Raw genomic sequence first — 23,615 nt, forward strand, 5'->3', positions numbered from 1 at the left:
TTCTACTGCTATTCTATTTTATTATAATCGTAAAAATTACTCTTTTAAAGTGTAATGTTTACGTTTTTTGCCGCCTGCTCCTCTTCGAGCTGGAAAGCTTCGGCGCATCGCTGCATCAGCAGACAGAAAGAACGGTTGTGGGCGATAAAAAAGGATGAAAGATCATACCGGTTTTGCGATGGCTCCAGGGTAACCAGCAAACGATGCCTCATCCGTCGCATTGCGAAATTGACGAAACGTTCCGTTTTCTCCGAAGCGATAAACGTAATATACGCGTATAGAGAATGATCCTCAGGTTCATCCAGCACACTTACGCCAGCGCAGGAAAACTCGGTTTGAATGCCCATTCGCTTAAACATGGCGAGTACGGGAAACAGCTCAGCGTCAATTACAGCGTTCCCCAGAACCACCGTTTGCTTGGCCCGCCTTCTAGGCTTGGCCCGCTGAACCCAGCGGGCCAATTCCGACTCGCGGCGATTCCACAATGTCTCGGAATGGCGACTAATTATCTCCTCCACTCCACTCTTCGTACTAATAAGTCAGTCTCTCCCTTCATGCTAACGCTTTTTAAAACTTTGGCAGCGGATCTTTAAGAGTGCGCCAGCTGCCTGCCATTTCCCGGGGTGTTAACAGAGCTTCATCTAATGTGCTTATGATACTCTCTTTATCAAGGCCGACACCGATAAACACCAGCTTGGTCACCCGGTCTCCCCATTCATCGTCCCAATCCGGAGATTTCGGAAAGTCACTGCCGAAGTAAGCATAGCGCTCTTCTTCAGATAACGCGGCTACCCACAACCCCGCTGGCGACAACTGCCGCGAAACGCCTGCCTGGCTGAAGGAAATGGCCATATTGTTTCTCGTAGCGATCCATAAAATTCCTTTGGAACGAACAACCTCTTTTGGCCATTTTCCGAGCCACTTCAGCAGACGCTCTGGATGGAACGGAATTTTTCGGGTGTAGACGAATGAAGTGATTCCATATTCTTCGGTTTCCGGTGTATGCTGTTCTTTTTTCAGCTCTTGAATCCATCCCGCGGATTGGCTAGCGGCTTCAAAGTCAAACCTATGCGTATTCAAAATCTCTCGCGGATTCACCTTGCCATGACTCGTACGGATGATTTTGGCCCGTGGCTGCAGTCCTTTTAAGGCCGTCTCCAGCCTGGACAGTTCAGCATCACTCACCATATCACATTTATTTATGATCAGCACATCGCAAAACTCTACCTGATCTGTTAAGAGGTGGACAATTCCTCTTGTATCTCCTTCCCCCGCTTCCTGATTTCGGTCTTTTAACAGTTCCCTGCTATTGTAATCCTGCCAAAAGTGATAGGCATCGACAACGGTTACCATACAATCCAGCCGGGTCAGCTTGGACAGATCGATCCCTTGCTCCTCATCGACATAGGTAAAGGTTTGGGCTACTGGCAAAGGTTCGCCTATCCCGGTCGATTCGATCAAGATATAATCAAATCGTTTTTCTTTCGCCAGCCTTTCAACCTCCTGAAGCAAATCGTCCCGGAGCGTACAGCAAATACAGCCATTGGACAGCTCCACCAGCTTTTCTTCCGTCCGACTCAAACCTCCGCCATCCCGAACCAATCCCGCATCAATATTGACCTCGCTCAGATCGTTGACAATAACCGCCACCTTCATCCCTTCACGATTGTTCAGGACATGGTTCAAAATTGTCGTTTTCCCTGCACCCAGATAACCGCTCAGTACAGTTACCGGAACCTTGCCGTCCTCAGCCAGCACGCTCATGCTTTCTTCAACTCCCGTTATATTTATTGGCTATCCAAATGAATTCGGCTGCCTACTGCATTCCGCTGCCCCTGGTATTTTCCGCTGTAATGATGTGCCGCTCTGCGATCCATTTGGGCAAACACGAGCTGGCATATTCTGCGGCCTGCTGACAGCTTAATCGGCAGCCGGCTGGCATTGAACAGCTCCAATGTGATCTGCCCTTCAAATCCCGGGTCCACCCACCCTGCATTTTGAATGAACAACCCCATTCGTCCAATCGAGCTTCGACCTTCCACAAAAGCGGTCACATCCCCCGGCAGACGGATCGTCTCTACAGTAGTCGCCAGCAAAAAGGACTGCGGAGGAATAACGACTTCCCCGGTTTCGAACGCTTCATAGTCAGGCTCGCTGTCAAGCGCCATGATATCGGACAAGTATTCATTCACCTTCAGAAAATGCGTCCCCAAGCGCAAATCTACGGATGCCGGCTGGATCTGAACCTCGGTTAGCGGCTCAATGATCAGTCTCTGCTGCCGGATCCATTCCCGAATCGTCCGGTCTGATAAAATCATTGGTTTCTTGCCTCCTTTCAATCAAGGCTCCCCTTATAAGCAGTATCTATAACCCTTATCAACAATAAGATCAAATCAATAATAAGACCTTATTAACAATATTTTAATAGTAATTTTTACGATATATGAACGAACTGAATTTGGTCAACCGGAATGAAACACAGGCCCCAAAAAAACTAGTGCCTGGTTGATTTCCATGTGGGATTTTCCGCACCAAACACTAGTAAATAGGGTTGGGTTTAAAAATATGATCGTTTCTGAAATGGCAATTGTTGCTATAGGAATAGCAGTTTGCTTTGTGCGTATTGTCAATAATTTAACGATGAAAAAGTCCGGGCGCAATCCCTGCGTTCAAAGTTAGAGCGCAGCTTCCAGCTTCCGCTTAAGCTCCTGCTTGGAAAATTGTTCACCGAGAAAAACAGCAACATCCTGAACGCTGCCCTGCGGTTTAATAGGCAAAATATCCAGCTGTTGATAGGCGTATTGAAACATCATCCGCTCACTGCTGTCCGCCTCCGTAAAAATACCTTTGGCCCGGTATATATTACCCGGCAGCTCGCTTATCATCTGCTCAAAGCGGGTACTGTCCAATGGGCCATCGAAATAATGCGTATAAACCATTACGTGATCGTAAGAATGATGATGATGCGAATGATCACCGTGATGCTCGCAATGTTCATCGTGTTCGTGATGCTCATGACCGTGTTCGTGATGCCCATGGAGTTCGCGCTGTCCATCAGTGTCATGTTGATGCTCGGAATGTCTGAAGGGTTCCTTCCTTTGAATATCCTCAAAAGAAGGCTTTTCACCCTCGAGTAACACCTGATTAAGCGTTTCTTCGCTGATTTCACAATAAACGGTCGGATATATGGAGGTGTGCGGGTTAATCTCTGCCATTAGACGTTTCGATTCATTTAGCTCTGCTGTGCTGACAAGATCAGCTTTATTCAATAAAAGCAGCGAGGCACATCGAATTTGATCTTCTATCAGATGATAGGTTTTACCAGTCCCCTTCCGCCGCCACTCGAGGAAGTGGCCTGCATCTACAATCGAAATCATCGTTCGGATATCGATAGGCACTAGCAGGGCCGCCTCTGTCACCGCTTCAAAAATTTCCAGCGGGTTAGCAACACCTGTCGCTTCTATAAGGATCAAGTCAGGTGAAGTTTCTAAAATCAGGTTGCGAATCTCCATTCCCAAATCGCCGCGAATCGTACAGCAAATGCAGCCGCTCAGCATTTCCCGCATAGGAATCATTTCATTCACCAGCTGACCATCGAGATTGACATCTCCTACCTCATTCATAATAACAGCGGGGCGCAGCCGCCCTTTGGAGTAATATTCCAGAATCCTCGTAAGCAGCGTTGTTTTTCCGCTGCCTAGAAAACCCGATAAAATGATCACCGGCACCTTGTCCATCAATGTCTATACCCTCTCTTTCCAGCCATCTAAACCTGATATTCATACCTGCTCTAAAATAACGACGGCCTGCCCGCGATCTTCTCTTTACCTGCGACGGAGCGCCCAGAAGCAATAAAGTGATGATCGAACGTATAGGCTATTTGTTCGTCCAGCCGTTTTCCCACAAGATGCTTGCGAACAATCTTCCTTCCCGATTCCGGAGAAATGTCCTTATACCATATTCCATCCGGATAGGCGATCACTACACAAGCATCCGCGCATCGCCCATTGCAGCGGGTTCTCGTAGTATGAATCCGTTTATCCGCTCCGAGCAGGGCAATTTCATCCCGGATCGCTTGGGTCACCTCTTCAGCTTGCCGCATCATACAGCTGCCGCCGTTGCATATGAGCAGATGGCAGCTGGTCTCTTGCAAATTCCATGTTGTCATGAATATATCTCCTTTCTGAAAATGATGAGTAATTGAATGTCGCCTATACTTAATTAGTAATTATTACGATTATACATACAAACTATGTTCTGTTCAACATACTTTGTCCGGCGCGGCTATGCTTTGCCAACTCTACCATACTTCGTCCGGCGCGGCTATGCTTTGCCAACTCTACCGTACTTTGTTCAGTCATACTTTGTTCGCTCAGGTGTTAAGGTGTTAGTTTTTTCGATCCAACCGTACTCCGCTTGGTTTGCTAATCCGCGGTCGTTGCCAGGATGTTTGACAAATGAAAAAAGGAGGTTTATACTCAATAAATAGTAAATTTTACAATTAAGAAATGCTTATAAAGGAGTGAACTTTATGTCAAATTTGCAAGCCGATCCTCGTGTTCCCGTTACGGTCCTTACCGGATTCCTGGGCGCTGGCAAAACAACGCTGCTGAACCATGTACTTACAGCCGATCATGGAGAAAAAAGTTGCGGTCATCGTTAACGAGTTTGGCGAGGTAGGTATTGATAATCAGCTGGTCGTCGGTGCGGATGAGGAAATCTTCGAAATGAACAACGGATGTATTTGCTGCACAGTACGAGGGGACCTAATTCGTATTCTCGGTCAGCTCATGGAAGCGAAGCTCGGCACAGGCGGCGGCCGCAAAGCGGATTTTGATCGCGTGCTTATCGAAACGACAGGACTCGCCGATCCGGCTCCGGTAGCCCAAACCTTTTTTGTAGACCCTGAGATTTCCCAATTTTTCAAGCTCGATGCCATCGTAACGGTCGTAGACGCTAAACATGTCGGACAGCATCTCGACGAAGGCCACGAGGCACAGGAACAAGTCGCCTTCGCGGACGTTCTGCTTCTGAACAAAACGGACCTCGTTTCCGAAGAAGAGCTCCAAAAGCTGGAACAGCGCCTACATACGATGAATTCGGCTGCCAAGCTTTACCGTACCCAGCAGGCACAAATAGATATCAAACAAATTCTCGGAATCGGCGCCTTCGATCTGGAGAAAAAACTGGAGATCGAACCCGGATTTCTTGAAGAGGAAGCGCATGATCATGACCATGATGATGAGGTCACCTCGCTCTTCTTCCGTGAGACGCGTCCGCTTGACTTGGACAAGGTGGAACGTTTTATTAAGGAGTGGCTCGTCGATCACGGCGTGGATACATTCCGCTACAAAGGTGTCCTGAACATTAAGGGAGTCAAGAAACGCGTTGTATTCCAAGGGATCCATATGCTGTTTGGCTCTTATCCCGACCGGGATTGGCGTCAAAATGAAGTGCCGATCAGCGAATTTGTGATCATTGGCCGCAATCTGGATGAGGAATGGTTCCGCAAACAGTTTGCCGATTGTGTGGCCAGCTGACCGATTATAAAGTAAAGAAAAGGCCTCGCAGCCGAGCAATGCTGATTACTGGCTGCGAGGTTTTGTTATTGCGGAATAAATCTGACACTGCTCGCAAAAGCCATAAATTTCAAAGCGATGATCGGTAACTTTAAAGTTTTTGGGCAAATCCATCAGATGATCCATCGGACAAAAATCGAAAGGCACCGTTTTCTCGCAGCCCAAACAAATCAAATGGTGATGATGATGCGTCAAACAGCAGCGTTTGAATTTCAACCCGCTGTCCATGAAATAAACCTGTTCCAGCACCCCCATATCACTTAAAAGACGCAAATTTCGATATACCGTACCAAAACTGACGCTGGGATACAGCTTGCTCATGTGATTATAAACGTCTTTCGGAGTCAAGTATTTTTCATGATCTGTAAAAATTTGCATGAGTGTCCGGCGCTGTTCGGTGACTCGAAGGCCGTTCCGGTTCATGGCTTCGAGCATTTGATTCATTTGGTTAGCTGCACCCATTAATTGACCACTCCTCCTTCTACAAGCTTTCGCTGCCGCTTCGCTGATCGTGCACCGCTGCTTCGAACGAGGACGAGCGTTAGCGCAAGAATACCTAGACATCTCGCAAGTACCAGTCCGCAGATAATGTTTTCATACACGGCAAGAAATGGGGATGCTAAGTGAATGTCAAAAAGCAGCATTCATTCCATAAGTGCGAGTCTGATCAGCCTCTATAGAGGCGCTGTAAAGCGAAACAAATAAGCTTCTTCATACTCATATTGAACGCGATCCCGCACATTTTGGAAAAATCGCTCATTGGGGGACAACGGTATGAATGTTTTTGGAGTCAGTCGGGTAATGCCCGCCGCGAACCCTTCCGCGAAGAAAGCCCCGGCAATATCATCGAGCGAGTGAAGATTCATGGAAAGTTTGCCGCCGCGGTTGATTTTCTCCCGCATTTGAGGCAGGCTCGGGTTGTTGCTGTAATCGCTATAGCTTGCATAATATACGCCTCCGGGCTTGAGCGCTGCTTTCATTTTTCGGGCGTGCTCCCGCAGATCAGCGATCAGATAAATAACCGCGGTGCTAATGGCCAGATCGAAGCGCTGACCCCATTGTTCCGGAGACGCCGTTGCTGTATACGTGATCGGCAAGTCTCCTTTCCGCTCATTTGCTACCCGTATCGATTCAACACCCAGATCGGTTCCAACAGCCTCCTTGAACGGATAACGTGCGTAAAGAAACCGCAGAAACCCGCCCTGATTGCAGCCAAAATCGAGAATGCTTAGATCACTCATCCGCTCCTTTTCCACCATATGATCCAGCACCTTCTCCCAAAAGGGGCCATGGCTATCCTCCATGGTCTGCTCGTCTTCCGAAGGTTCGTGCCACCAACGGTCATACAACGATTCCTCCTTCATGCCGCTCATTCCCTCCCCATTTTTAGTAATTATTACTACTAGAATTCATGCTCCTTCGACTTTTAATGCCCGGCTCGTATGAAGCTTTTCCGGTCTCCAATACAAGAGCGCCGCTTTGAACTGGTGTGTGTACAGATACCCTCCATTGTGTTCAGTCACATATTGATGGAGGATGGCTTCCGCAGCTTTACGGTCATAGTCCGTATCCAGAATAGCGGCCAGATTGTCCTTAATCAGCTGTTCTTCGCTGTCGTAGCGGTAGGTCCGCTGCAGATCAATAATCTTGCAGCTGGCATCGATTCCTAACTCATACAGCATATTAGTTAAATAGATGTAATCCCGCCGCTGAAATTTGATTTTGCAGCCGAGCTGACGATGGATTTCATACAAGTGCGGTTTTTCCGGCCCGCTAGTCAGTCCAATGATCGCCAGGCGTTTAGCTGCAAAGTTCATGTTCAGAAGCGCCTGGTCAATCTGCTGCATCCTGTAGTAACAGTTGATCCCAAAGACCACGTCAAAGGATTCAGCAGGCGGCATATACTCTTCCCACTTGGCGTGAATGAACCGGGTATGCGGAAGACCTTGCCGCCTGGTCTCCTCCTGCAAATAATCGAGCACAATGCGGGAACTGTCCACACAAGTCAGCTCAGAGGCCTTCTCCGCGGCAGCAAACGTGTAATTGCCCCAGCCCGGACCGACCTCCAGCACACTGTCACCAGGCTCAATGAGACGGAGAAGCTCAGTCCGAATAGCTGCCGCATAGTCATCCAGCGCATTCGCTTTTTTCGGAATAAACGTTTCCCAGAACGCTTCTTCCTTGCTATCATCCGTCATTCGTTCCGGCAGCTCGCCATTCCAGTCCTTCATTCCTTCCTGCCAGAGCTGTTTGAAATTCATGTCAAATCGCACACCGTGATACATAAAATTCCTCCTTCTGCCCTAGAATGCCTGCAACAACAAGGGCCTTAACCGCTGTGTCGCTAGCTTCAGTTTGCTGGTTTGCTGGTTTGCTAGCTTCGGTTTGCTAGTTTGCTGTATCGCTAGCATCAGTTTGCTATACCGGCAGCGGCTCTACAGCGGTCATTTTCATCCCGTGAGCCGCCTGTTCAATTTCCATTCGCACCCCATAAACGGCCTCCATATTGGGGGCGGTAAACACTTCTTCTGGTGAGCCGCTGGCAAATACAGTGCCGTCCTTGAGCATATAAACGACATCCGAATAGCGGGCAGCCAGCTCCAGATCGTGCAAAATCAGTACAACCAGAATTCCGGAACGCTTCGCCAACCCGCGGACGATTTCCAGCACTTCAAGCTGATGACGGATGTCTAGCGCAGAAGTCGGCTCATCGAGCAGCAGCATATCCGGCTGTTGAGCCAACGCGCGGGCGATCAACACTTTCTGCCGTTCGCCTCCGCTCAGCTCATCCATATATCGCTCGGCATAGTGCTCCAATCGAAGCTCGGCAAGCAAAGTCTCGACAATGTGCAAATCCTGCTGCTTAACTCCCCAACGAATGTAGGGCTTGCGTCCAAGCATCACCGTTTCCAGGACCGTAAACGGGAATCCGGATGAAGCTTGCTGCGGCACATAAGCCTGAATTTTCGCCAGATCGGTTGATCGGATCGAACGAACATCCACACCGCCGATCTTCACTGCCCCCTTCTGTGGCGGAAGAATAGAGGCCATGCTTTTGAGCAGCGTTGTCTTTCCCGCCCCATTCGGCCCAACAATGCTGGTCACCTCGCCCTTGCTGAGGGTCATATGAATATTACGCAGGATGACCGCAGAACGGTAACCAAACGACAAGCCCGCAATGTTCACAAACAAGGCTCTCCCCCCTTACGTCCAGTACTCCCGGCGTTTTTTGATTAGCAAGTAAACGAAAAAAGGTGCGCCGAAAAAGGCAGTCACGATCCCGACCGGAATCTCGATCGGAGACAGCAGCAGCCGGGCAACGGTATCCGACAACAGCAGAAGCAAAGCTCCGGTCAGGCATGAGCAGGGCAGTAAATAGCGGTAATCCGTGCCGATCAACATCCGGCTGATATGCGGCGCCACCAGCCCGATGAACCCGATAATCCCGGTAAAAGCTATCGTGGTCGACGCCATCAGCGTCACCACAAGCAGACAGATCCAGCGCATTCGCTTCACTTTGACGCCGAGCGTCTGCGCAACCTCCTCACCGGATACGAGTGCGTTCAAATCCCATGCGTATTTCATCAATACGATGAGCGATACAGCAAATAACGGCAAAAGAATGTGCAGTACTTCCCATTTGGCTCCCCAAAAGCCGCCCATGAGCCAGACGATCAAATCTTTGAGCGCCTCGTTATTGGAAAAATACTTGAGCGCCGATACACCAGCTGCGAACAATTGGCCGATTGCCACGCCTGCAAGCAGCAGCACCGTAGTGGAGCTGCTTCTCAAGCGAGCGATACCGTAGACGACCCCTACGGCCAAACAACCGAATACAAAAGCATTGAAAGCGATCAGCCATTGTCCGCTATGGACAAGATTGATGCCAAAAGCGCTGGCGCCCGCCACAATGGCGAGCGCTGCGCCGAACGAGGCCCCGCTGGAAACGCCCAGCGTGAACGGGTCCGCCAGCGGATTGCGCAGCAGCGCCTGCATAATTGCGCCTGCGGCAGCGAGAGCTATGCCGGTCACCACCGCCATGACAATTCGCGGAAGGCGGACTTCACGCACGATATATGCGTTCATTTCATCTACCGCGCCTCCCGTCAGCATCGCCCACAGATCCTGCAGCGGCACATTGGCCGAGCCTTTCATAACCGCCGCTGCTGCTACAAGCACCAGCAAAACAAGAAGCAGGGCAAGCAGGAGAAGCTTGCGCAGAGAGCTGCTGCGATACAGGAATGCCATAGGGCGAGCTGGCGATACGGGCTCTACTGATTCCAGTGACTGCGTCTCGTTGTGGCGAATCGATTTCTCCATCAATGATTCTCCTTGAACGAATAATACCAAATCCCTTGATAAGGAACGCCAAGCCATTGTTCAAAATATTGTTTGGCGAAAGCTTCCGGGTCAACATCCTCAAAGCGGTCGGGATACAGCCATTTGGCAAGCTGCAGCACCCCGATATACCGTTTATCCGACCCGATAAAATTCGTATGGAAAAAATACACTTCCCGATTTTTTCCGGCATTTAGCTGGTCAATAGATGAGATCGATACAATATTGGAAAATGCCTCTTCAAGCGGCTCCGCATCTACGGCCTCATACCCGCCAAGCCAGGTGCCGTGCAGCGTAATGACGTCCGGATTTCGCGTAAGCACATATTCTTCATCGACCATGATCGTCGTCGAGGCTTCAGCCGGATTCCACTGCAAATCGGCCGCATCTTTGCCCCCAGCCAAAATCGTGGCGTAGCCTTCACCGACTCCTGGCTCACCGCCTAACGATTCGCTCGGAAAAATGCGATAGCCCCCATTGGAGTTCAGAAAACCTGCGGACAGCGCCATGACGCTCTTTTTATCACCTTCATCTATCGTTTGGATCCGTTCAGCCGGGATGCTTTCGATTTGCTGCTTCCATTCCAGAAACTGCTCAGCCCTCTCTTCTTGAGCGAATAGCTTGCCAAGCAGTTTCCATTCTTCATCGACCTGATCTGGCAAGTAATTGTTCATGCGGATGACCTTAATACCGGCAGGCTCCAGTTTTTCTTCCAGCTGCTCATCGGGCCGATTCGTATAAGCGAATACAACCTGCGGCCGCAAGCTGAGAATCGTTTCGAGATTAACCTGTCCGGTTTCCCCGACCTCCGGCAAGCTGTCGAGACCGAGATACGGGTTGTTTTTGACCGTATTGTCGCCAGTAGCAATAATCCGATCGCCCGCTCCGAGAAGAGTGATCGCTTCTGCCGTATTCCGGTTGATGACGACCGCCGTCTCAATCGGAATATCCAGTGTAATTTGCTTGCCGCTTGTGTCCGTGAACGTCCAAGTGGCCGGCTCAGTCTCTGCTGGCGGACTAGCTTGCCCGGATTGTTCCCCTGAATTTGTTTGCCCGGACTGTTCCCCTGCCACATTCGGCTCGGGAGCGCTCTTGTCGGCCGAGCATCCTGTGACCAAAAGCGCGATAATGATTGCACAGATCAAGCTTGTGAAGCCGCCTGTCTTGACTAAATTTCGGGTGAACAACTTGCCTCTCCTCCGTAATATGTAATATTTACGATTAATGTGGAATGAAATACCCGGACATTAGTCCGGGCAAGATTACCTCGTTTCCCGATGCAAGGTCATCCGTCTCAGACGCGGGCTATACTTGCGAAGCTCCAACCGCTCCGGATGAGTTTTCTTGTTCTTCGTGGTCGTATAGTTACGGTCTCCCGTCTCCGTACATGCTAATGTAACAATAACTCTCATGGCAAAACACCTCCGCTTTTTAATGAAATGAAATTCGTCAAAACCTTCTAGTTCATGGATGCCGCCGTTTGTGCCTCTTCCGTCGCAGCTATATTCGGAAACTCGTCTGGAAACTGGCTCCAGTCCTGAGTCATTTCGGCATCGGTTAACAAACATGCATCCAAGCTTGCGACAAGCTCAGCCCGATTCATCTCGATCCCGATAAACACCACTTTGTTGATGCGATCACCGTAGAGAGAATGCCACTGGACTGCGAGCTCAGGCTCATCCTGCAGCATTGCTTCCCGCTCATTCTCCGGCAGGGCAGCAATCCAATAACCGGAAGGGCCAAACTGAATGGAAGGCCCTGCCTGGCTCAAACTTTGCGCGTGCGAATTGCGGGTAGCCAGCCAGACCATTCCCTTTGCCCTGACGACTTCAACCGGCCAGTCTTCCATCCACTGCATCAGCCTTCCTGGGTGAAACGGCTTCTGACGCTCGTATACAAAGGAAGAAATGCCGTACTCCTCTGTCTCCGGTGTATGAGACTCCTTTTCCATTTCCTTAATCCATCCTGCTGACGTACTGGCTTCCTCAAAATTGAACAGTCCGGTATTTAGAATCTCGGACGGATCCACCCTGCCTTGCTCGGTTCGAATGATCTTTGCCCGCGGCTGAAGCTTCCTCAAGACTCCTTCCAGCTCCTCGAGCTCCTCTTCACCCACCAAGTCGCATTTATTGAGCAGAAGAACATCACAAAACTCAATCTGATCAATCAGCAGATCAACCACTTCACGTGTATCATCTTCACCAACAGCCTGGCTGCGCTCCAGCAGTGTCTCGCCGGATGAAAAGTCGTGCCAGAACCGGTAGGCGTCAACGACGGTCACCATACAATCCAAGCGGCAGAATTGGGACAGGTCGATGCCCTGCTCTTCATCGATATAAGAGAACGTCTGCGCAACCGGAACCGGCTCGCCTACACCTGTCGATTCGATCAGGATATAATCGAAACGGTTTTCCTTCGCCAGCTTCTCCACCTCGAGCAGCAAATCCTCGCGGAGGGTACAACAGATGCAGCCATTGGACATTTCCACCAGTTTTTCATTTGTGCGCGAGAGTCCGCCACTGTCTTTAACGAGCGAAGCATCAATATTCACTTCACTTAAATCATTAACAATCACAGCAACCCGCAGTCCGCTGCGGTTGTTCAGCACATGGTTGAGCACCGTTGTTTTACCCGAGCCGAGGTAACCGCTCAGGACAGTTACAGGCAGCTTGTTCGTGGTCATTCCATCACCTTCTTTGTTTAAACTTGACTATTCGCCAGAATTTCGTTGTCAGCGTTTGAGCTGGCTAAATTCGTGCTGCTGGAGATTCTATTGCTAAACTTGTGTTACCAGAATTTTCAAGCAGCTGCATTTCTAGAGTCTGCATTTCCTTGTGATATGATTCCGCGGCACAGATACAAGGAGTTGTAGAACAATTGTTATACTGCAAGGCAGCTCGAGACTGTGAGGCTGTTTCGTTCTTTTGTGTAATTATTACTATTTGAACCGACAAAAAAACAAGCTATTTCGCCTTATTAGTAATAATTACACTTGAAATAGTCTAGCAACAAACCTTCATTCTGTCAATTCAAAAAACACGAATTTATCTCTCAAACCAAACGGTCATACATTTCGCCTCAGCAACCTCTGGTTCGCTCACCGCACACTGTCTACCACAGACTGGCTCACCTCTGCTTCGCTCGAATTTACCGTCAAGCCATAAGGGCTATGAAATCCAAAAAACTCCTTCATGATCCAATTCAACCTGTTCCAGCTGACGTTCGAAATCCCAATGAGGGCTAATGGATTTCACACCAGCCCATTGCCGGCCTCCGTTATACGCCAATACGCTCCATTTGCCATTTTTCAGCTGAAATTGGGCAATCCCTGTGCGAACCCATTGGCGGCTGTGATAATCCGGCCGCTCTTCCCATAAAGTCAGTTGATCGTCTCCCCATTCGTAGAAAATGCGGACCGAGGAACGCACACCCCTGGGAACTTTTACTTCAATGTATCCATCTAAAATTTTTTAGAGCCGGTAAATTGTAAATGGATCCATAAACTCTTCTCCTCCGATATCAGCCGCTAAGCATTTTGCACAAATTCCAATGGGGATTTTTTAACAAAACAAACCATGAGCATAGCGATTTACCTTGTGTCTAGAGATTTGCCTTGTGTCTAGATTAGTTGCCGCTTGCCGAAGGAATCCTATTATGCTGCAAAATGCACATTTACCAGCTGGATTTTCTAACTCCGGGTATTTGCCCTTTATGAGCCAGTTCGCGAAATACAATGCGGGATACTTTATATTTGCGTAAATATCCCCGCGGCCTGCCTGTTACTTGGCAGCGGGAATGCAGCCTGGTTGGGGAAGCATCTCTCGGCAGTTTGCTTAATCCTTCATAGTCTTTCTTTTCCTTAAGCTCTCTTCTGATCTCGGCATACTTGGCAACAGCAGCTTGTCTTTTCTTTTCCTTGGCGACTTTCGATTTCTTAGCGATGTGAAACTCCTCCTTATTCGTAAATATTACTATTATTATAACCGCATTGATGTCAAACTTCAAACCTTAGGTTTGTCGCAGGTGCCATTCTTTGCCGTCCATCACACACAATATGAATACTCTAACGGTACACGCCTTTCTCTGCATACTCTCGATTACGCCCACTCTGACTAAATCCTCAAGCGGAACGCCTTTCGCCGCATACTCGTATGGCGCCCGCCTAAGGATACAATTCGAGCGGCACACGCCTTTCGCTAAATCCTCAAGCGGCACACGCCTCACGTTAATTTGTTTGCAGGAACTCCATTAGCCGCATCACTTCTTCGGCCTGCTCATGGGTCACAGGCAAGTCTCTTTGCAGCCGATTGTCACGGAAAACAGCAGCCGGTCGCAGGCTCCGAACACCAATTCATGGTCGTGTGTAATGACCAATACAGTTGCGCCATTATCAGCCATTTGGCGAATCAGCCTCACGACTCGGCGCATATTGCGGCCGTCCAGGCCTGAGGTCGGCTCATCTAAGATGAGCATATCGGGGCGGTTCATCAATCCGACAGCGAAGACAAGACGCTGCTTTTGCCCGCCAGACAATGATGCAGGGTGACGATCGCGGACCTCCCACAAATCCAGCTCTTTGAGCAGTCTTTCCGCTCGTTCAACTGCGTCCGCCTCCTTTTCATGCGACAGCATGAGTTCCTTTAGCACGCTGTCCGCAAACAATTGATAGTCGCTTTCCTGCATGACAAACCACAGCCTGCGCATGCGTTCTTTGGCTTTCGCCGGCTTGCCGTCCATCACGATCGTACCGGAGCGCTCCTGAACGAGCCCGCAAAGCGATTTGGCAAGCGTCGTCTTGCCAGTTCCGTTGGGGCCTACAACTGCGATTACCTCTCCCGCCCGCAAGGAAAAACTGACCTCGGACAATACGGTTCCATGGAAACGTCCAGGCGATATTGCGACTTGCCGCAAAGCCATTCTCTCTCCCACCGGGCTCCCTCCTTTCCTGTCAGCAAGCGATGGGCGGATGACAGGCGAACGCAGCCCATAATCAGCCAGCCGTTCTTGCGGCAAAGCGAGCAGCTCGGATGGAGTCCATTCGGCTGCGATCTCGCCACCATGCATACAGATCACCCGGTCGGCGAATGGCAGCAAATAATACAATCGATGCTCGGCGATAATTAGCGTTTTGCCTTGAGCCTTCAGGTCAGCCAGCTGTTCTGCCAATTGGCGGGTAGCCGTCATATCGAGATTGGCCGAAGGCTCATCCATGACGAGCAGCGCGGGATCGGTCAGCCGTGCTGAGGCGACGGCCACCTTCTGTTTTTCGCCGCTGGACAGCCTGTGGACTTCGCTGTGCAGCAAGTGCGAGAGCCCTCCTTCTTCCGCTAACTGATCCACCCGCTCCCTAATAACTTGCCCATCCATCCCGTAATTTTCCCCGCAGAACGCAATTTCCTCCTCGACGATCGAAGTGAAAAATTGGCTGCGGGAATCCTGAAACACGCTGCCCACGAGGCGTCCGATGGACCATGGCTCCATATCCGCCACGCTGTTGCCGCCCAGTGATATCGTGCCGTTAAGCTGGCCCTCGTAAAAATGCGGGATTAAGCCGTTAACCAGCCTGGTGAGTGTCGTCTTTCCGCTGCCCGAAGGCCCTGTCACAACGACGCATTCTCCCTCCCGAATCGCCAGGCTCACCTGTTTAAGCTGTTCGCCTGAGTCGTGATATTGAAAAGATACATTGCGGATATCTACGATAATTGACGATTTCATTTAAGTCCTCCATAACCGAATAAGGCGATCAAGCAGCATGAATAAACGAGTAATACTGCGGCATCCTGCCACCGCAGGGCAACAGGATAGAGGCTTGTTTTTGGGCCCGGATGATCAATTCCTTTAGTTGCCGCTGAAGCAGCCAATTCGTCGGCAATTTTCAGGCTGCGCATCAAGAGCGGGACAATCGTATACTCGAACGTACGCAGTGGACGCAGCCAATTGCGCGGAGAAGCGGCAGACACCCCTCTCAGCCTTGCGTTTGTTTGAATCGCCTCCTGCTCCAGTCTTAGGATGGGTAAAAAACGTGTGCTGACCGCCAGGGCAACAAGTACTCCCATCGGAATACGGACGGTGCGAAGCGCGACGATCAGCTGTCCCGCAGGCACTCTTCCCAGCGAGACAGCAGCCATCAATACAGGCAGCAGACGCAGGCCAAGCAGGGAAAAGAATGCGACAATCGTCCATAGTCCCGTTGGAGAAGCAGGGCTCCACTCTTTTGCGGCATACAACAAGGCAGCTGTGAGCAGAAACCAGAGCGTTGGTTTATATATCCCCTGCACCGCTAAATACAAGGCAATAAAGCCGATGAGCCATGGGAAGGTATGAAGCTCCCCTAGAAAGGAGACCAAGCCCGTGATCAGGACGATAAGCAATTGAACACGTGGATCGAATCCGATGCGCCTTTTCATCGTTTGATCCGCCATCCGTCCGTATTTTGCTGCAGCCGCCACAATTTCGCATACAGCCCCTCCCGCGCAAGCAGTTCGTCGTGCGTGCCCGCTTCCACCAGCTCACCCTGATCCAGCACCAGGATGTTATCCACATGCCGGATTGTCTTCAAGCGATGAGCAATCAGGATCACCGTCTTGTCAGAGACGAGTTCGTTAATCGCCTGCTGCACGGCCTCCTCATTTTCCGGATCGAGCGAAGCTGTCGCTTCATCCAACAGCACGATTGAAGCGTTCTTCAGCAAAGCGCGGGCAATCGAGATTCGCTGCTTCTCGCCTCCGGAAAGCGTCGAGCCGCCTTCTCCTACTGGAGTATCATAGCCTTGCGGCAGGCTGGAGATGAAGTCGTGACAGCAGGCTCGCTTAGCCGCCTCCTCCACCTCTTCCTGGGTCGCGTCCTTTTTGCCGAGACGAATGTTGTTGCCAATCGTATCCTGGAATAAGTACACATCTTGAAACACCATCGAAATGCCGGCAAGCAGCTTCTCCGGATCGATGTCGCGGATCGGCACGCCGCCGATCGTAATCGTCCCTTCCTGCACTTCCCAAAATCGGGCGATGAGCTTCGCTATCGTGCTTTTACCGCTCCCGGACGGCCCGACCAGTGCCGTGATCGTATTCGGCTCGATCGTGAACGACAAGTCTTTCAGCACCGGCGTGTCTGAATCGTACCCGAATGTCACACGATCGAATGCGATCCGCTGCCGAGGCAAGATCCCGAGCTCTCCCTGCATCGGGGCTTCCTGCCGAACGTCCATTATCCGCTGCGCACTGTAGGCGGAATAGCGCATCTCTGCGTAATTTGTGAGGACGGCAGTGAGCGGTTCGAACACCTTCGTGCCAATAAGCAGGAACAGCAGAAAAACAGGCAGCGACAGGGTGCCGCCCACTAGCAAATAACTGCCGAGACCAATCATCAACGTCATGCCGGAGCGGGCCAGCAGCATCGCCCCCATAATCATTGGCCCCATCACTCCTTCTAGGCGGATAGAAGCGCTCTTCAACTGGTCGAAGGACTGGCGCAGCCGTTCGAACCTTTGCCCGCCGATGTTGTGAGCCTTGATCTCGCGAATACCGGCCAAATATTCCTGCAGACGGCTGGCGGCTTCGTTCTTGGCTCGGACATGCCGCTCGCTCAGTCGCACCTGGATCGTGTCGGTTGCCCACAGAAGCAGTCCGCCAAACGGAATGGCGATGAACATGGCTAGCGCCATCCGCCAGTCAACGAACAACAGGGCAGCCAATGAGATTACTGGCAGCATGATCGCGCTGACGAGCTGCGGTACGTTATGGGAAATCGTCTGCTCGACTTGCGCATAGTCGCTTAACAGCAAATTGGTCAGATCGCCCGGATCGCGCTGGCCGAAAAAGCCGAGCGACAAGCGGCGAATGTGTTCGGCCAGCCGCAGCCGGCCTGATGCAGCCAAGCTGTAGGCCACCCGGTACGTTTTGTCGTATAAGGAAGCATAAGCGGCATACATGACGGCAAGCCAGAGGAACATGATTGCGCAGACGATCCACATCCGCCCGGTATCGAGACCCGTCTCCGGCTGAGCGAACGAGCGGTACACCGTATTAAAAATATCAACGAGCAGCGCAGCGGGAACTATTTTAACGAGGCCATCTAATAGGGCAGCTGCAACAGGGGCCCGCAAGCTGCCGATATTCCCCCCGGAGATATTATAGAAATAGTTCTTCATCGCTGCCCTCCTCCTACTGCTTCGTTCGCCTGCTTCGGAAAGCGTCTTTCCTTCGCCGCCAGCTTCCATGAGGCTGCACGGACATGGGCTTGCCACATCTGCTCGTAAACCCCTCCGTACATGCGCAGCTCGTCATGCGTTCCCCGTTCAACGATTTCGCCTTCCTTCACGACGAGAATCTGCTCCGCAGCACGGATAGTGGACAACCGGTGCGCTATGATCAGAACGGTTTTGCCCTTGACCAGCTCCGCCAGCCCCTGCTGAATCAAATGCTCATTCTCGGCATCCGCATACGCCGTCGCTTCGTCGAGCACGAGGATCGGCGCATCCTTGAGCAGCGCACGGGCAATCGCAATCCGCTGCGCCTCCCCGCCTGACAAGTAGGTGCCGCCTTCGCCGATCTTCGTCTCGTAGCCGTGCTCCAGCTTCTCGATGAATGCATGACAGCAGGCTGCTTTGGCTGCCGCCACTACTTCCTCTTTGGTCGCCTTGGTGTTGCCCATACGTATATTCTCTTCGATCGTATCGTAGAACAGATGGACATCCTGGAATACAAACGACACCAGCTCCATCAGCTTCTCCGTCCCGATGTCGCGGATCGGCACGCCGCCGATCGTAATGCTCCCCTCCTGCACATCCCAATACCGCAGCAGCAAGTTAGCTATCGTCGACTTACCGCCCCCGGAAGGGCCAACGAGCGCCGTCATTTCACCTGCACGCGCCACGAAGCTAAGGCCTTTCAGCACCGGCTTGTAATCTTTGCTATCCTCATTCTCGTAAGCAAAGTTCACGTTCTCGAACGCAATCTCGTAAGCAGCGGGCATGAGGGGTGCGGCCGGTTCTACGGTGACCGGTTCTGCAAACACCGCCTCGATCCGTTTGTTGCCTTCTACAACTTCCCGCAATCCGCCGCCCAGGTACAGTATTTTTAATAGCGGAACCGACAAGCTCGGAGAGACGATCAGAAACAGAATGAAGGTAATGGCAAACGACTGATCGCCTGGCCGGCCGCTCATCAGCAGAAGTCCGACGGGAACGACGAACGTAAACAACGAGACGACAATAACGAAAAACAAGGTAAAGGATCTCTTCACAAGGTTTGTGATGCGCAGCGAAATATCACGATACCGGTCAACCGCCTGCTTGAAGGTCAGAAACGAATCTGCCGTGATGCCGAACACCTTAACAGCCGGCATGCCCCGGATGTATTCCACTCCGGTCGCATTCATCTCTTCCACGGCAAACTGAAACTCGCGATACGCTTGCCTGCCAGTCTCGCTGCCAAACATGCGGGCCTGCAGCCAAAAAGAGACTCCGATCGGCACGAGCAGCACGAGGGCCATCCGCCAATCAAGCCAGAATAAGTAGCCGAGCAGAAGCAGGGGCATTATGATCGCGCTTACAACATCCGGGAGCTGATGGGCGATGAACTTTTCGATTTTTTCAACGCTGACCTCGATGATTTTTTTCAATTCGCCTGTAGCGGTTCGCGTATGATACCCCATCGGCACTTTGGCAACGTGCTCGGACAGCCTCACTCGAAGCCGATACAGAATGTCAAAAGCAGCGATATGCGAGCACATTGCGCCGATATACAGCGTCACCAGTACAGCGGCCAAGGCCGCTAGAGCGGCTAGGCCCCAGAATATAATCAAATTTTTGTCGATGCCTGCAGGCTGCTGCGCATGCAGCAGCAATTCCTCGACAATGCGATAAACCGCGATGAAGGGAACGATCTGCAGCACACTGGACACAACCGAAAAAAGGCATGCTGCCAGCAGAATCCCCTTTTTCTCGGCGGCGATACGAATCAGGCTGGAAAGATCAGAACGGGTATTCACCTTTATCCCGCCTTTCTTAGCATGCCTGCTTTAACGAAATGCCGATTCAGCAGCTTCGCGGCAAATAAGCTGCCGAGCAGGCTCATTCCGAACGAAAAGACTATGCTCGCTGTCATCCATGCCGGTGAATAAGCAAAATACAGCATGCGGTCGCGTATATCGGCCGAATACACACTTTCCAGGTAGTCGCTGCCGTATACATAGATAGTGACATAGCCGCCCACTCCGAATAACGCTCCGTACACAGCGTAAGCAATCGCTTGTCTGGAGAGCCGCCGATATTGGCTGCCGTCGCCGGGGATAAGCACAGCCTCTCCGAGCAGTCCTGCCGCAGCAAAGAAAAGCAGCATAAGCGGAACGCCCATAATCGTATAGATTAATCCCGTCACGATCGATAGCAGAAACAGCCCCCCTTTTTTCCCGATCTTAATAGCCATGATCAGATATACCACCGCGGAGAAAAACAAGCAGACACCAGAAGTAAGCGGCATGGCGGAAGTAGCCATCACGGGCATCAAAGCGAATCCGACAACTGCATTGACGACATAAATCAAAACGCTGAATACTCCAATAAGGATGAAATCTTTTGTTTTCAGTTTGACCTTCATCTGCTTCGCCTCCATCTCTAGTTTCAGATAAGTACACTCATGATAGTAATTGTAATAATTACGATTATAACCTACCTTGTCAATCTTTCAATCTAAAATTTTTCAATTAGTTGACAGCTATTTGCTTGTCTTTGGAACGGAATACAGCAAATTGCTTCTTCACCATGAGTACCGTCCACAGCACAATAATAGCGTCAATCCCAAGCGATCCCCAGTAAATGCCCGCGATCCCCGTCCACTTAGGCAGCAGCAGCATCACCGGTACAAAAAACACGAATTGCCGGGCTATCCCAATGAGGGCCGCAGGTTTTCCTCTGCCGCAGGAAAAAAAGTCATAGCCATGAACACCATCGACAAAACAGGAAGGATCCCCATATAAATTCGGAAGTACATTAAATAGGTCTCTGTGAATATTTGATCAGGCAGCATAAATGCAAGAATAGTCTCAGGAGCAATCAAGGAAATAATCCAGAAGGGCAAGGTCAACAGCATCGAAACCAGCGAAAAAATGACGTACGCACTCATCACACGCCCATACTGATCTGCACCATAATTAATTCCAATTACCGGCTGCAAAGCACGCATTAGTCCGAAAATAGGTGTTAGCAAAAAAGTAAACACGCGATAAACAACACCGTAAAAAGCAATATCAAATACGGTGCCATATTGAGCGAGCGCATTGAAAACAACAACGGCTTGCAGCAGGCTCATCACGATCATGATGAAGGAAGACAAGCCCAGACCGATGATCGATTTAATGGCTGCTGCGTCCACATGAAAGGAGAATGCCCTTGTCTGGAAGGAAGACAATCCTTTGCCGAAATAAATGAACCCAAGCAAAGTGTAGACTATCATACCGATATTGGTCGCCCATGCAGCTCCTTCTACGCCTAGATCCAGGGCGGCGACCAGAATGAAGTTGGCCAGAATGTCGGCCGCTAAACCGATGCCCATAACAACTGCCGCCGATTTCATCTTGCCCTCGGCTCTTACGATCATGTTGGCTGCCAGGCCATAAATCCAAAAAAACGCACCGATCACGGTAATTCTAAAGTATTGATCTCCCAGCAATAAGGCTTCGCCTTCCCCGCCCATCATCTTCAGCAGTTGAGTCGAGAATAGCAGCCCCAAGATCATATAAAGGAGCGTTACTATTAAAGAAAGAAAATTAACATTTCCCAGCAAACGATGCTGGGTTGCTGCATCCCCTCGGCCAATAGCAATGCTTAGCACCGATCCGGCGCCAACGCCGATCAAAGAGCCGATGCCCAAGCTGATCTGCGTTAAAGGGTATGCCACCGATATACCTGCCAGGGCATTCTCTCCTACGTAGCGCCCCACAAAAATAGCCGCAATCACAGCGTTCAAGCCATACAGCACCATAGCAATGATCGCCGGCCATGATAATTTGAACATTACGCTCCACATGTTCCCATTCAAGATGAACTGCTTTTGCTTCTCCTTCTCATCCACTTCTGCTTGAATGCTCTCCATCAAACCATCCCTTTCATCTATTGTCGGTTATGAATGATCACGGCAAATCTTGCTGGCTGATTAGCGGCAGTTGGTCCGCAGGCTGGATTTCATTATTTCATTTGTTGCTCTTCTTCCTCCACCAGCAGACGGATTATTCATAACGCTGAACGGATTTTTAAGTGTTGGAGGTTTGACTGGAATGGAAGGAAGCTCTCCTTACTTCACTAGGGTTATAGCCAATAGTTTTGCGGAATAAGGCGGAGAAGTGGCTGAAATTGTGATAACCGACCATACTAGCGGCTTCGCTCACATTCACCTTTCCCTCTTCAAGTATTTTTCTTGCCTCATTCATTCGCAAACTGCGCACATAACCAAATACCGTTGTGCCGAAAAGCTCTTTAAAGCCGAGCTTGAGCTTGTAATCGTTGAGGCCGCATAGTCTCGCAAGCTCCACCAAACTAGGCGGCTGCCTCCACGTATGAGATAAAAATTGCCTAGCCTCGTAGAGGCAGCGAATATCTTCCGCGGTCAGTTGGGACTTGCTCTGCTCTCTTTTTGCCCCTGCATGATCCAAATGAAAGGCTAACAATTCGTATGCCTTCCCTTCTAAGTAAAGTCTTCGAAGGGCGCCGGAATAAGGACACTGTTTCATTTGTTCCACAATAAGCGAAATCTGAGGGGCATCCGCCACTTGTGTACAGAAGAACGATTTCTCCAGAAAAGAGTCTAGTTCGGGAAGGTGCATATTCAAATGCCGTATGTCCATACGAATCTCCATTTGCAGCATACGTTCATGCGGAGAAAGCTCGGCATGAACTTTTTCATCACGGACAAAGAGCAGTGAAGAGGTTCCTGATTTTAAATCATAGTTGCGCGAGCCGCCTGATAGTTCCCAGTTCCCACTTCCTTCTAAAGAGTATGAAATTTCCAAATGAGGATATTGAACATCGATATCCAAAGCAAACAAATCGCGAAATCTGGCGTCAAACCAATTGATTTCCAATCCTTTCTTCAAATAAATCCGTTGACAGGTCCCCTCTCCGATTTCAGTCGGTATGGAGTATATTTCATGCTCTGCTTGCTGTGAGGATAGATGGACGTTATATTCAAACTCCTGGAACACTTTTTCCAAGCTATCGGTACCTACTTGCAGTTTCACAATTATAGTCCTCCGTTCTACACGATCTCAATTTCAAAAGTAGCGGTCTTCACGATCCAGTATACACGAACAGAAAAGTTTTTCATATATGCAATTATTTTTACCTTGGTAAAATTTTTGTCGTTAAAAAAGCTCCCGGTTGGGACTGAAAGGTCATCATTCCGGAAGCGTCATCCTATCGTAACGCTGCTAAGGTTACTTTCTGTTTAATTTCCTTTGTAATATCATTTCATCTTCGATTGACAACTGCTCTTTTGAATCAGGCTTGGTCTCTGCGATTTTCTTAACTTTTAATTTCCTGGCAGTCAGCCATTCCTCTCCCGGCCTCATAGTCGTCTCGGATGCGGGTAAACATCATCCGTTTCGATCACCTCATCAATTAAATACAAGTACCCGTTCTGCCTGCCATTGTGATATCTGCTGCCATTCTCATCCAATGCGACTATCGATGGCTTATGCGAGAAAATT

General features: G+C 50.2%; 23 protein-coding genes and 1 pseudogene. 1 reads left to right on the top strand and 23 read right to left on the bottom strand.

Features of this window, described 5'->3' with window-relative positions:
- Positions 1–44: 44 nt before the first annotated feature.
- The 5 genes from PSHG_RS17280 to PSHG_RS17300 all read right to left on the bottom strand — a co-directional run bounded on the left by PSHG_RS17280 (position 45) and on the right by PSHG_RS17300 (position 4,168).
- A complete protein-coding gene (locus PSHG_RS17280) occupies positions 45–518 on the bottom strand; it encodes a hypothetical protein (RefSeq protein ID WP_010275253.1) in 474 nt (157 codons plus the stop codon).
- Positions 519–567: 49 nt separating this feature from the next.
- Positions 568–1,764, bottom strand: coding sequence for a GTP-binding protein (locus tag PSHG_RS17285; protein WP_010275255.1), 1,197 nt, complete (start codon positions 1,762–1,764; stop codon positions 568–570).
- Positions 1,765–1,787: 23 nt separating this feature from the next.
- Positions 1,788–2,318, bottom strand: a complete 531-nt coding sequence (gene dcd / locus PSHG_RS17290; RefSeq protein WP_010275257.1) for a dCTP deaminase — start codon at positions 2,316–2,318, stop codon at positions 1,788–1,790.
- A 357-nt stretch (positions 2,319–2,675) separates the two neighbouring features.
- On the bottom strand, positions 2,676–3,737 hold the full coding sequence (locus PSHG_RS17295; RefSeq protein WP_010275259.1) for a CobW family GTP-binding protein: 1,062 nt from the start codon (positions 3,735–3,737) through the stop codon (positions 2,676–2,678).
- A gap of 53 nt (positions 3,738–3,790) precedes the next feature.
- The gene (locus PSHG_RS17300; protein WP_010275262.1) at positions 3,791–4,168 is read right to left on the bottom strand and encodes a (2Fe-2S) ferredoxin domain-containing protein; all 378 of its coding nucleotides are present in this window, start codon (positions 4,166–4,168) and stop codon (positions 3,791–3,793) included.
- Between the two features lie 363 nt (positions 4,169–4,531).
- On the opposite strand from PSHG_RS17300, the pseudogene PSHG_RS27980 reads away from it, so the two are divergent.
- Positions 4,532–5,540 (top strand): annotated as a pseudogene (locus PSHG_RS27980) (CobW family GTP-binding protein).
- A 45-nt stretch (positions 5,541–5,585) separates the two neighbouring features.
- Here PSHG_RS27980 and PSHG_RS17310 read toward each other — a convergent pair.
- The 18 genes from PSHG_RS17310 to PSHG_RS17385 all read right to left on the bottom strand — a co-directional run bounded on the left by PSHG_RS17310 (position 5,586) and on the right by PSHG_RS17385 (position 23,147).
- Positions 5,586–6,041 carry a Fur family transcriptional regulator gene (locus tag PSHG_RS17310; protein WP_010275267.1) on the bottom strand — a complete coding sequence of 152 codons (456 nt, stop codon included), beginning with the start codon at positions 6,039–6,041 and terminating at the stop codon, positions 5,586–5,588.
- A gap of 212 nt (positions 6,042–6,253) precedes the next feature.
- A complete protein-coding gene (locus PSHG_RS17315; protein ID WP_010275273.1) occupies positions 6,254–6,943 on the bottom strand; it encodes a class I SAM-dependent methyltransferase in 690 nt (229 codons plus the stop codon).
- Positions 6,944–6,988: 45 nt separating this feature from the next.
- Complete coding sequence (locus PSHG_RS17320; protein WP_010275275.1) at positions 6,989–7,864, bottom strand: class I SAM-dependent methyltransferase; 876 nt, start codon at positions 7,862–7,864, stop codon at positions 6,989–6,991.
- 133 nt (positions 7,865–7,997) lie between these two features.
- Positions 7,998–8,765 (bottom strand): ABC transporter ATP-binding protein, encoded by a 768-nt coding sequence (locus PSHG_RS17325; protein WP_235782082.1) that lies wholly within the window; start codon positions 8,763–8,765, stop codon positions 7,998–8,000.
- A gap of 18 nt (positions 8,766–8,783) precedes the next feature.
- Complete coding sequence (locus tag PSHG_RS17330) at positions 8,784–9,899, bottom strand: FecCD family ABC transporter permease (protein WP_010275281.1); 1,116 nt, start codon at positions 9,897–9,899, stop codon at positions 8,784–8,786.
- Positions 9,899–11,104 carry an ABC transporter substrate-binding protein gene (locus tag PSHG_RS17335; RefSeq protein WP_010275284.1) on the bottom strand — a complete coding sequence of 402 codons (1,206 nt, stop codon included), beginning with the start codon at positions 11,102–11,104 and terminating at the stop codon, positions 9,899–9,901. Before PSHG_RS17335 ends, PSHG_RS17330 begins: the two co-directional genes overlap by 1 nt.
- Positions 11,105–11,179: 75 nt before the next feature.
- Entirely contained in the window at positions 11,180–11,329 is a 150-nt protein-coding gene (rpmG, locus tag PSHG_RS27985; RefSeq protein ID WP_010275295.1) for a 50S ribosomal protein L33, read from the bottom strand.
- Between the two features lie 47 nt (positions 11,330–11,376).
- A complete protein-coding gene (locus tag PSHG_RS17340) occupies positions 11,377–12,600 on the bottom strand; it encodes a GTP-binding protein (RefSeq protein WP_010275298.1) in 1,224 nt (407 codons plus the stop codon).
- Between the two features lie 484 nt (positions 12,601–13,084).
- The gene (locus tag PSHG_RS27990; protein WP_454185240.1) at positions 13,085–13,384 is read right to left on the bottom strand and encodes a DUF3024 domain-containing protein; all 300 of its coding nucleotides are present in this window, start codon (positions 13,382–13,384) and stop codon (positions 13,085–13,087) included.
- Between the two features lie 205 nt (positions 13,385–13,589).
- A complete protein-coding gene (gene rpsN, locus PSHG_RS17350) occupies positions 13,590–13,859 on the bottom strand; it encodes a 30S ribosomal protein S14 (protein ID WP_026021441.1) in 270 nt (89 codons plus the stop codon).
- Positions 13,860–14,198: 339 nt separating this feature from the next.
- The gene (locus PSHG_RS27995; protein WP_010275304.1) at positions 14,199–15,632 is read right to left on the bottom strand and encodes an ABC transporter ATP-binding protein; all 1,434 of its coding nucleotides are present in this window, start codon (positions 15,630–15,632) and stop codon (positions 14,199–14,201) included.
- Entirely contained in the window at positions 15,629–16,324 is a 696-nt protein-coding gene (locus PSHG_RS17360; RefSeq protein ID WP_148497781.1) for an energy-coupling factor transporter transmembrane component T, read from the bottom strand. Before PSHG_RS17360 ends, PSHG_RS27995 begins: the two co-directional genes overlap by 4 nt.
- The gene (locus PSHG_RS17365) at positions 16,321–18,063 is read right to left on the bottom strand and encodes an ABC transporter ATP-binding protein (protein ID WP_010275309.1); all 1,743 of its coding nucleotides are present in this window, start codon (positions 18,061–18,063) and stop codon (positions 16,321–16,323) included. Before PSHG_RS17365 ends, PSHG_RS17360 begins: the two co-directional genes overlap by 4 nt.
- Entirely contained in the window at positions 18,060–19,904 is a 1,845-nt protein-coding gene (locus tag PSHG_RS17370; protein ID WP_010275311.1) for an ABC transporter ATP-binding protein, read from the bottom strand. Before PSHG_RS17370 ends, PSHG_RS17365 begins: the two co-directional genes overlap by 4 nt.
- Positions 19,905–19,906: 2 nt before the next feature.
- Positions 19,907–20,512, bottom strand: a complete 606-nt coding sequence (locus PSHG_RS17375; RefSeq protein WP_010275314.1) for an MptD family putative ECF transporter S component — start codon at positions 20,510–20,512, stop codon at positions 19,907–19,909.
- 106 nt (positions 20,513–20,618) lie between these two features.
- Entirely contained in the window at positions 20,619–20,786 is a 168-nt protein-coding gene (locus PSHG_RS31215; RefSeq protein WP_210436475.1) for a hypothetical protein, read from the bottom strand.
- A gap of 11 nt (positions 20,787–20,797) precedes the next feature.
- Positions 20,798–22,006: an MATE family efflux transporter gene (locus tag PSHG_RS28000; protein ID WP_210436476.1), complete on the bottom strand. Its 1,209-nt coding sequence runs from the start codon at positions 22,004–22,006 to the stop codon at positions 20,798–20,800.
- A gap of 157 nt (positions 22,007–22,163) precedes the next feature.
- Entirely contained in the window at positions 22,164–23,147 is a 984-nt protein-coding gene (locus PSHG_RS17385; protein WP_010275317.1) for a helix-turn-helix transcriptional regulator, read from the bottom strand.
- Positions 23,148–23,615 lie beyond the last annotated feature (468 nt).

The sequence above is a fragment of the Paenibacillus senegalensis JC66 genome (assembly GCF_000285515.1).
Classification (GTDB): Bacteria; Bacillota; Bacilli; order Paenibacillales; family NBRC-103111; genus Paenibacillus_L; species Paenibacillus_L senegalensis.

What these genes read in the sequence shown, in the direction of transcription:
- PSHG_RS17310 (WP_010275267.1), bottom strand. Translation starts at nt 6,041, where the DNA reads ATGGGTGCAGCTAACCAAATGAATCAAATGCTCGAAGCCATGAACCGG.
- rpmG (WP_010275295.1), bottom strand. Translation starts at nt 11,329, where the DNA reads ATGAGAGTTATTGTTACATTAGCATGTACGGAGACGGGAGACCGTAAC.
- PSHG_RS17365 (WP_010275309.1), bottom strand. Translation starts at nt 18,063, where the DNA reads ATGAAGAACTATTTCTATAATATCTCCGGGGGGAATATCGGCAGCTTG.
- PSHG_RS17360 (WP_148497781.1), bottom strand. Translation starts at nt 16,324, where the DNA reads ATGAAAAGGCGCATCGGATTCGATCCACGTGTTCAATTGCTTATCGTC.
- PSHG_RS17320 (WP_010275275.1), bottom strand. Translation starts at nt 7,864, where the DNA reads ATGTATCACGGTGTGCGATTTGACATGAATTTCAAACAGCTCTGGCAG.
- PSHG_RS17315 (WP_010275273.1), bottom strand. Translation starts at nt 6,943, where the DNA reads ATGAAGGAGGAATCGTTGTATGACCGTTGGTGGCACGAACCTTCGGAA.
- PSHG_RS17285 (WP_010275255.1), bottom strand. Translation starts at nt 1,764, where the DNA reads ATGAGCGTGCTGGCTGAGGACGGCAAGGTTCCGGTAACTGTACTGAGC.
- PSHG_RS28000 (WP_210436476.1), bottom strand. Translation starts at nt 22,006, where the DNA reads ATGGAGAGCATTCAAGCAGAAGTGGATGAGAAGGAGAAGCAAAAGCAG.
- PSHG_RS27995 (WP_010275304.1), bottom strand. Translation starts at nt 15,632, where the DNA reads ATGAAATCGTCAATTATCGTAGATATCCGCAATGTATCTTTTCAATAT.
- dcd (WP_010275257.1), bottom strand. Translation starts at nt 2,318, where the DNA reads ATGATTTTATCAGACCGGACGATTCGGGAATGGATCCGGCAGCAGAGA.
- PSHG_RS17375 (WP_010275314.1), bottom strand. Translation starts at nt 20,512, where the DNA reads ATGAAGGTCAAACTGAAAACAAAAGATTTCATCCTTATTGGAGTATTC.
- PSHG_RS17295 (WP_010275259.1), bottom strand. Translation starts at nt 3,737, where the DNA reads ATGGACAAGGTGCCGGTGATCATTTTATCGGGTTTTCTAGGCAGCGGA.
- PSHG_RS17340 (WP_010275298.1), bottom strand. Translation starts at nt 12,600, where the DNA reads ATGACCACGAACAAGCTGCCTGTAACTGTCCTGAGCGGTTACCTCGGC.
- PSHG_RS17330 (WP_010275281.1), bottom strand. Translation starts at nt 9,899, where the DNA reads ATGGAGAAATCGATTCGCCACAACGAGACGCAGTCACTGGAATCAGTA.
- PSHG_RS17300 (WP_010275262.1), bottom strand. Translation starts at nt 4,168, where the DNA reads ATGACAACATGGAATTTGCAAGAGACCAGCTGCCATCTGCTCATATGC.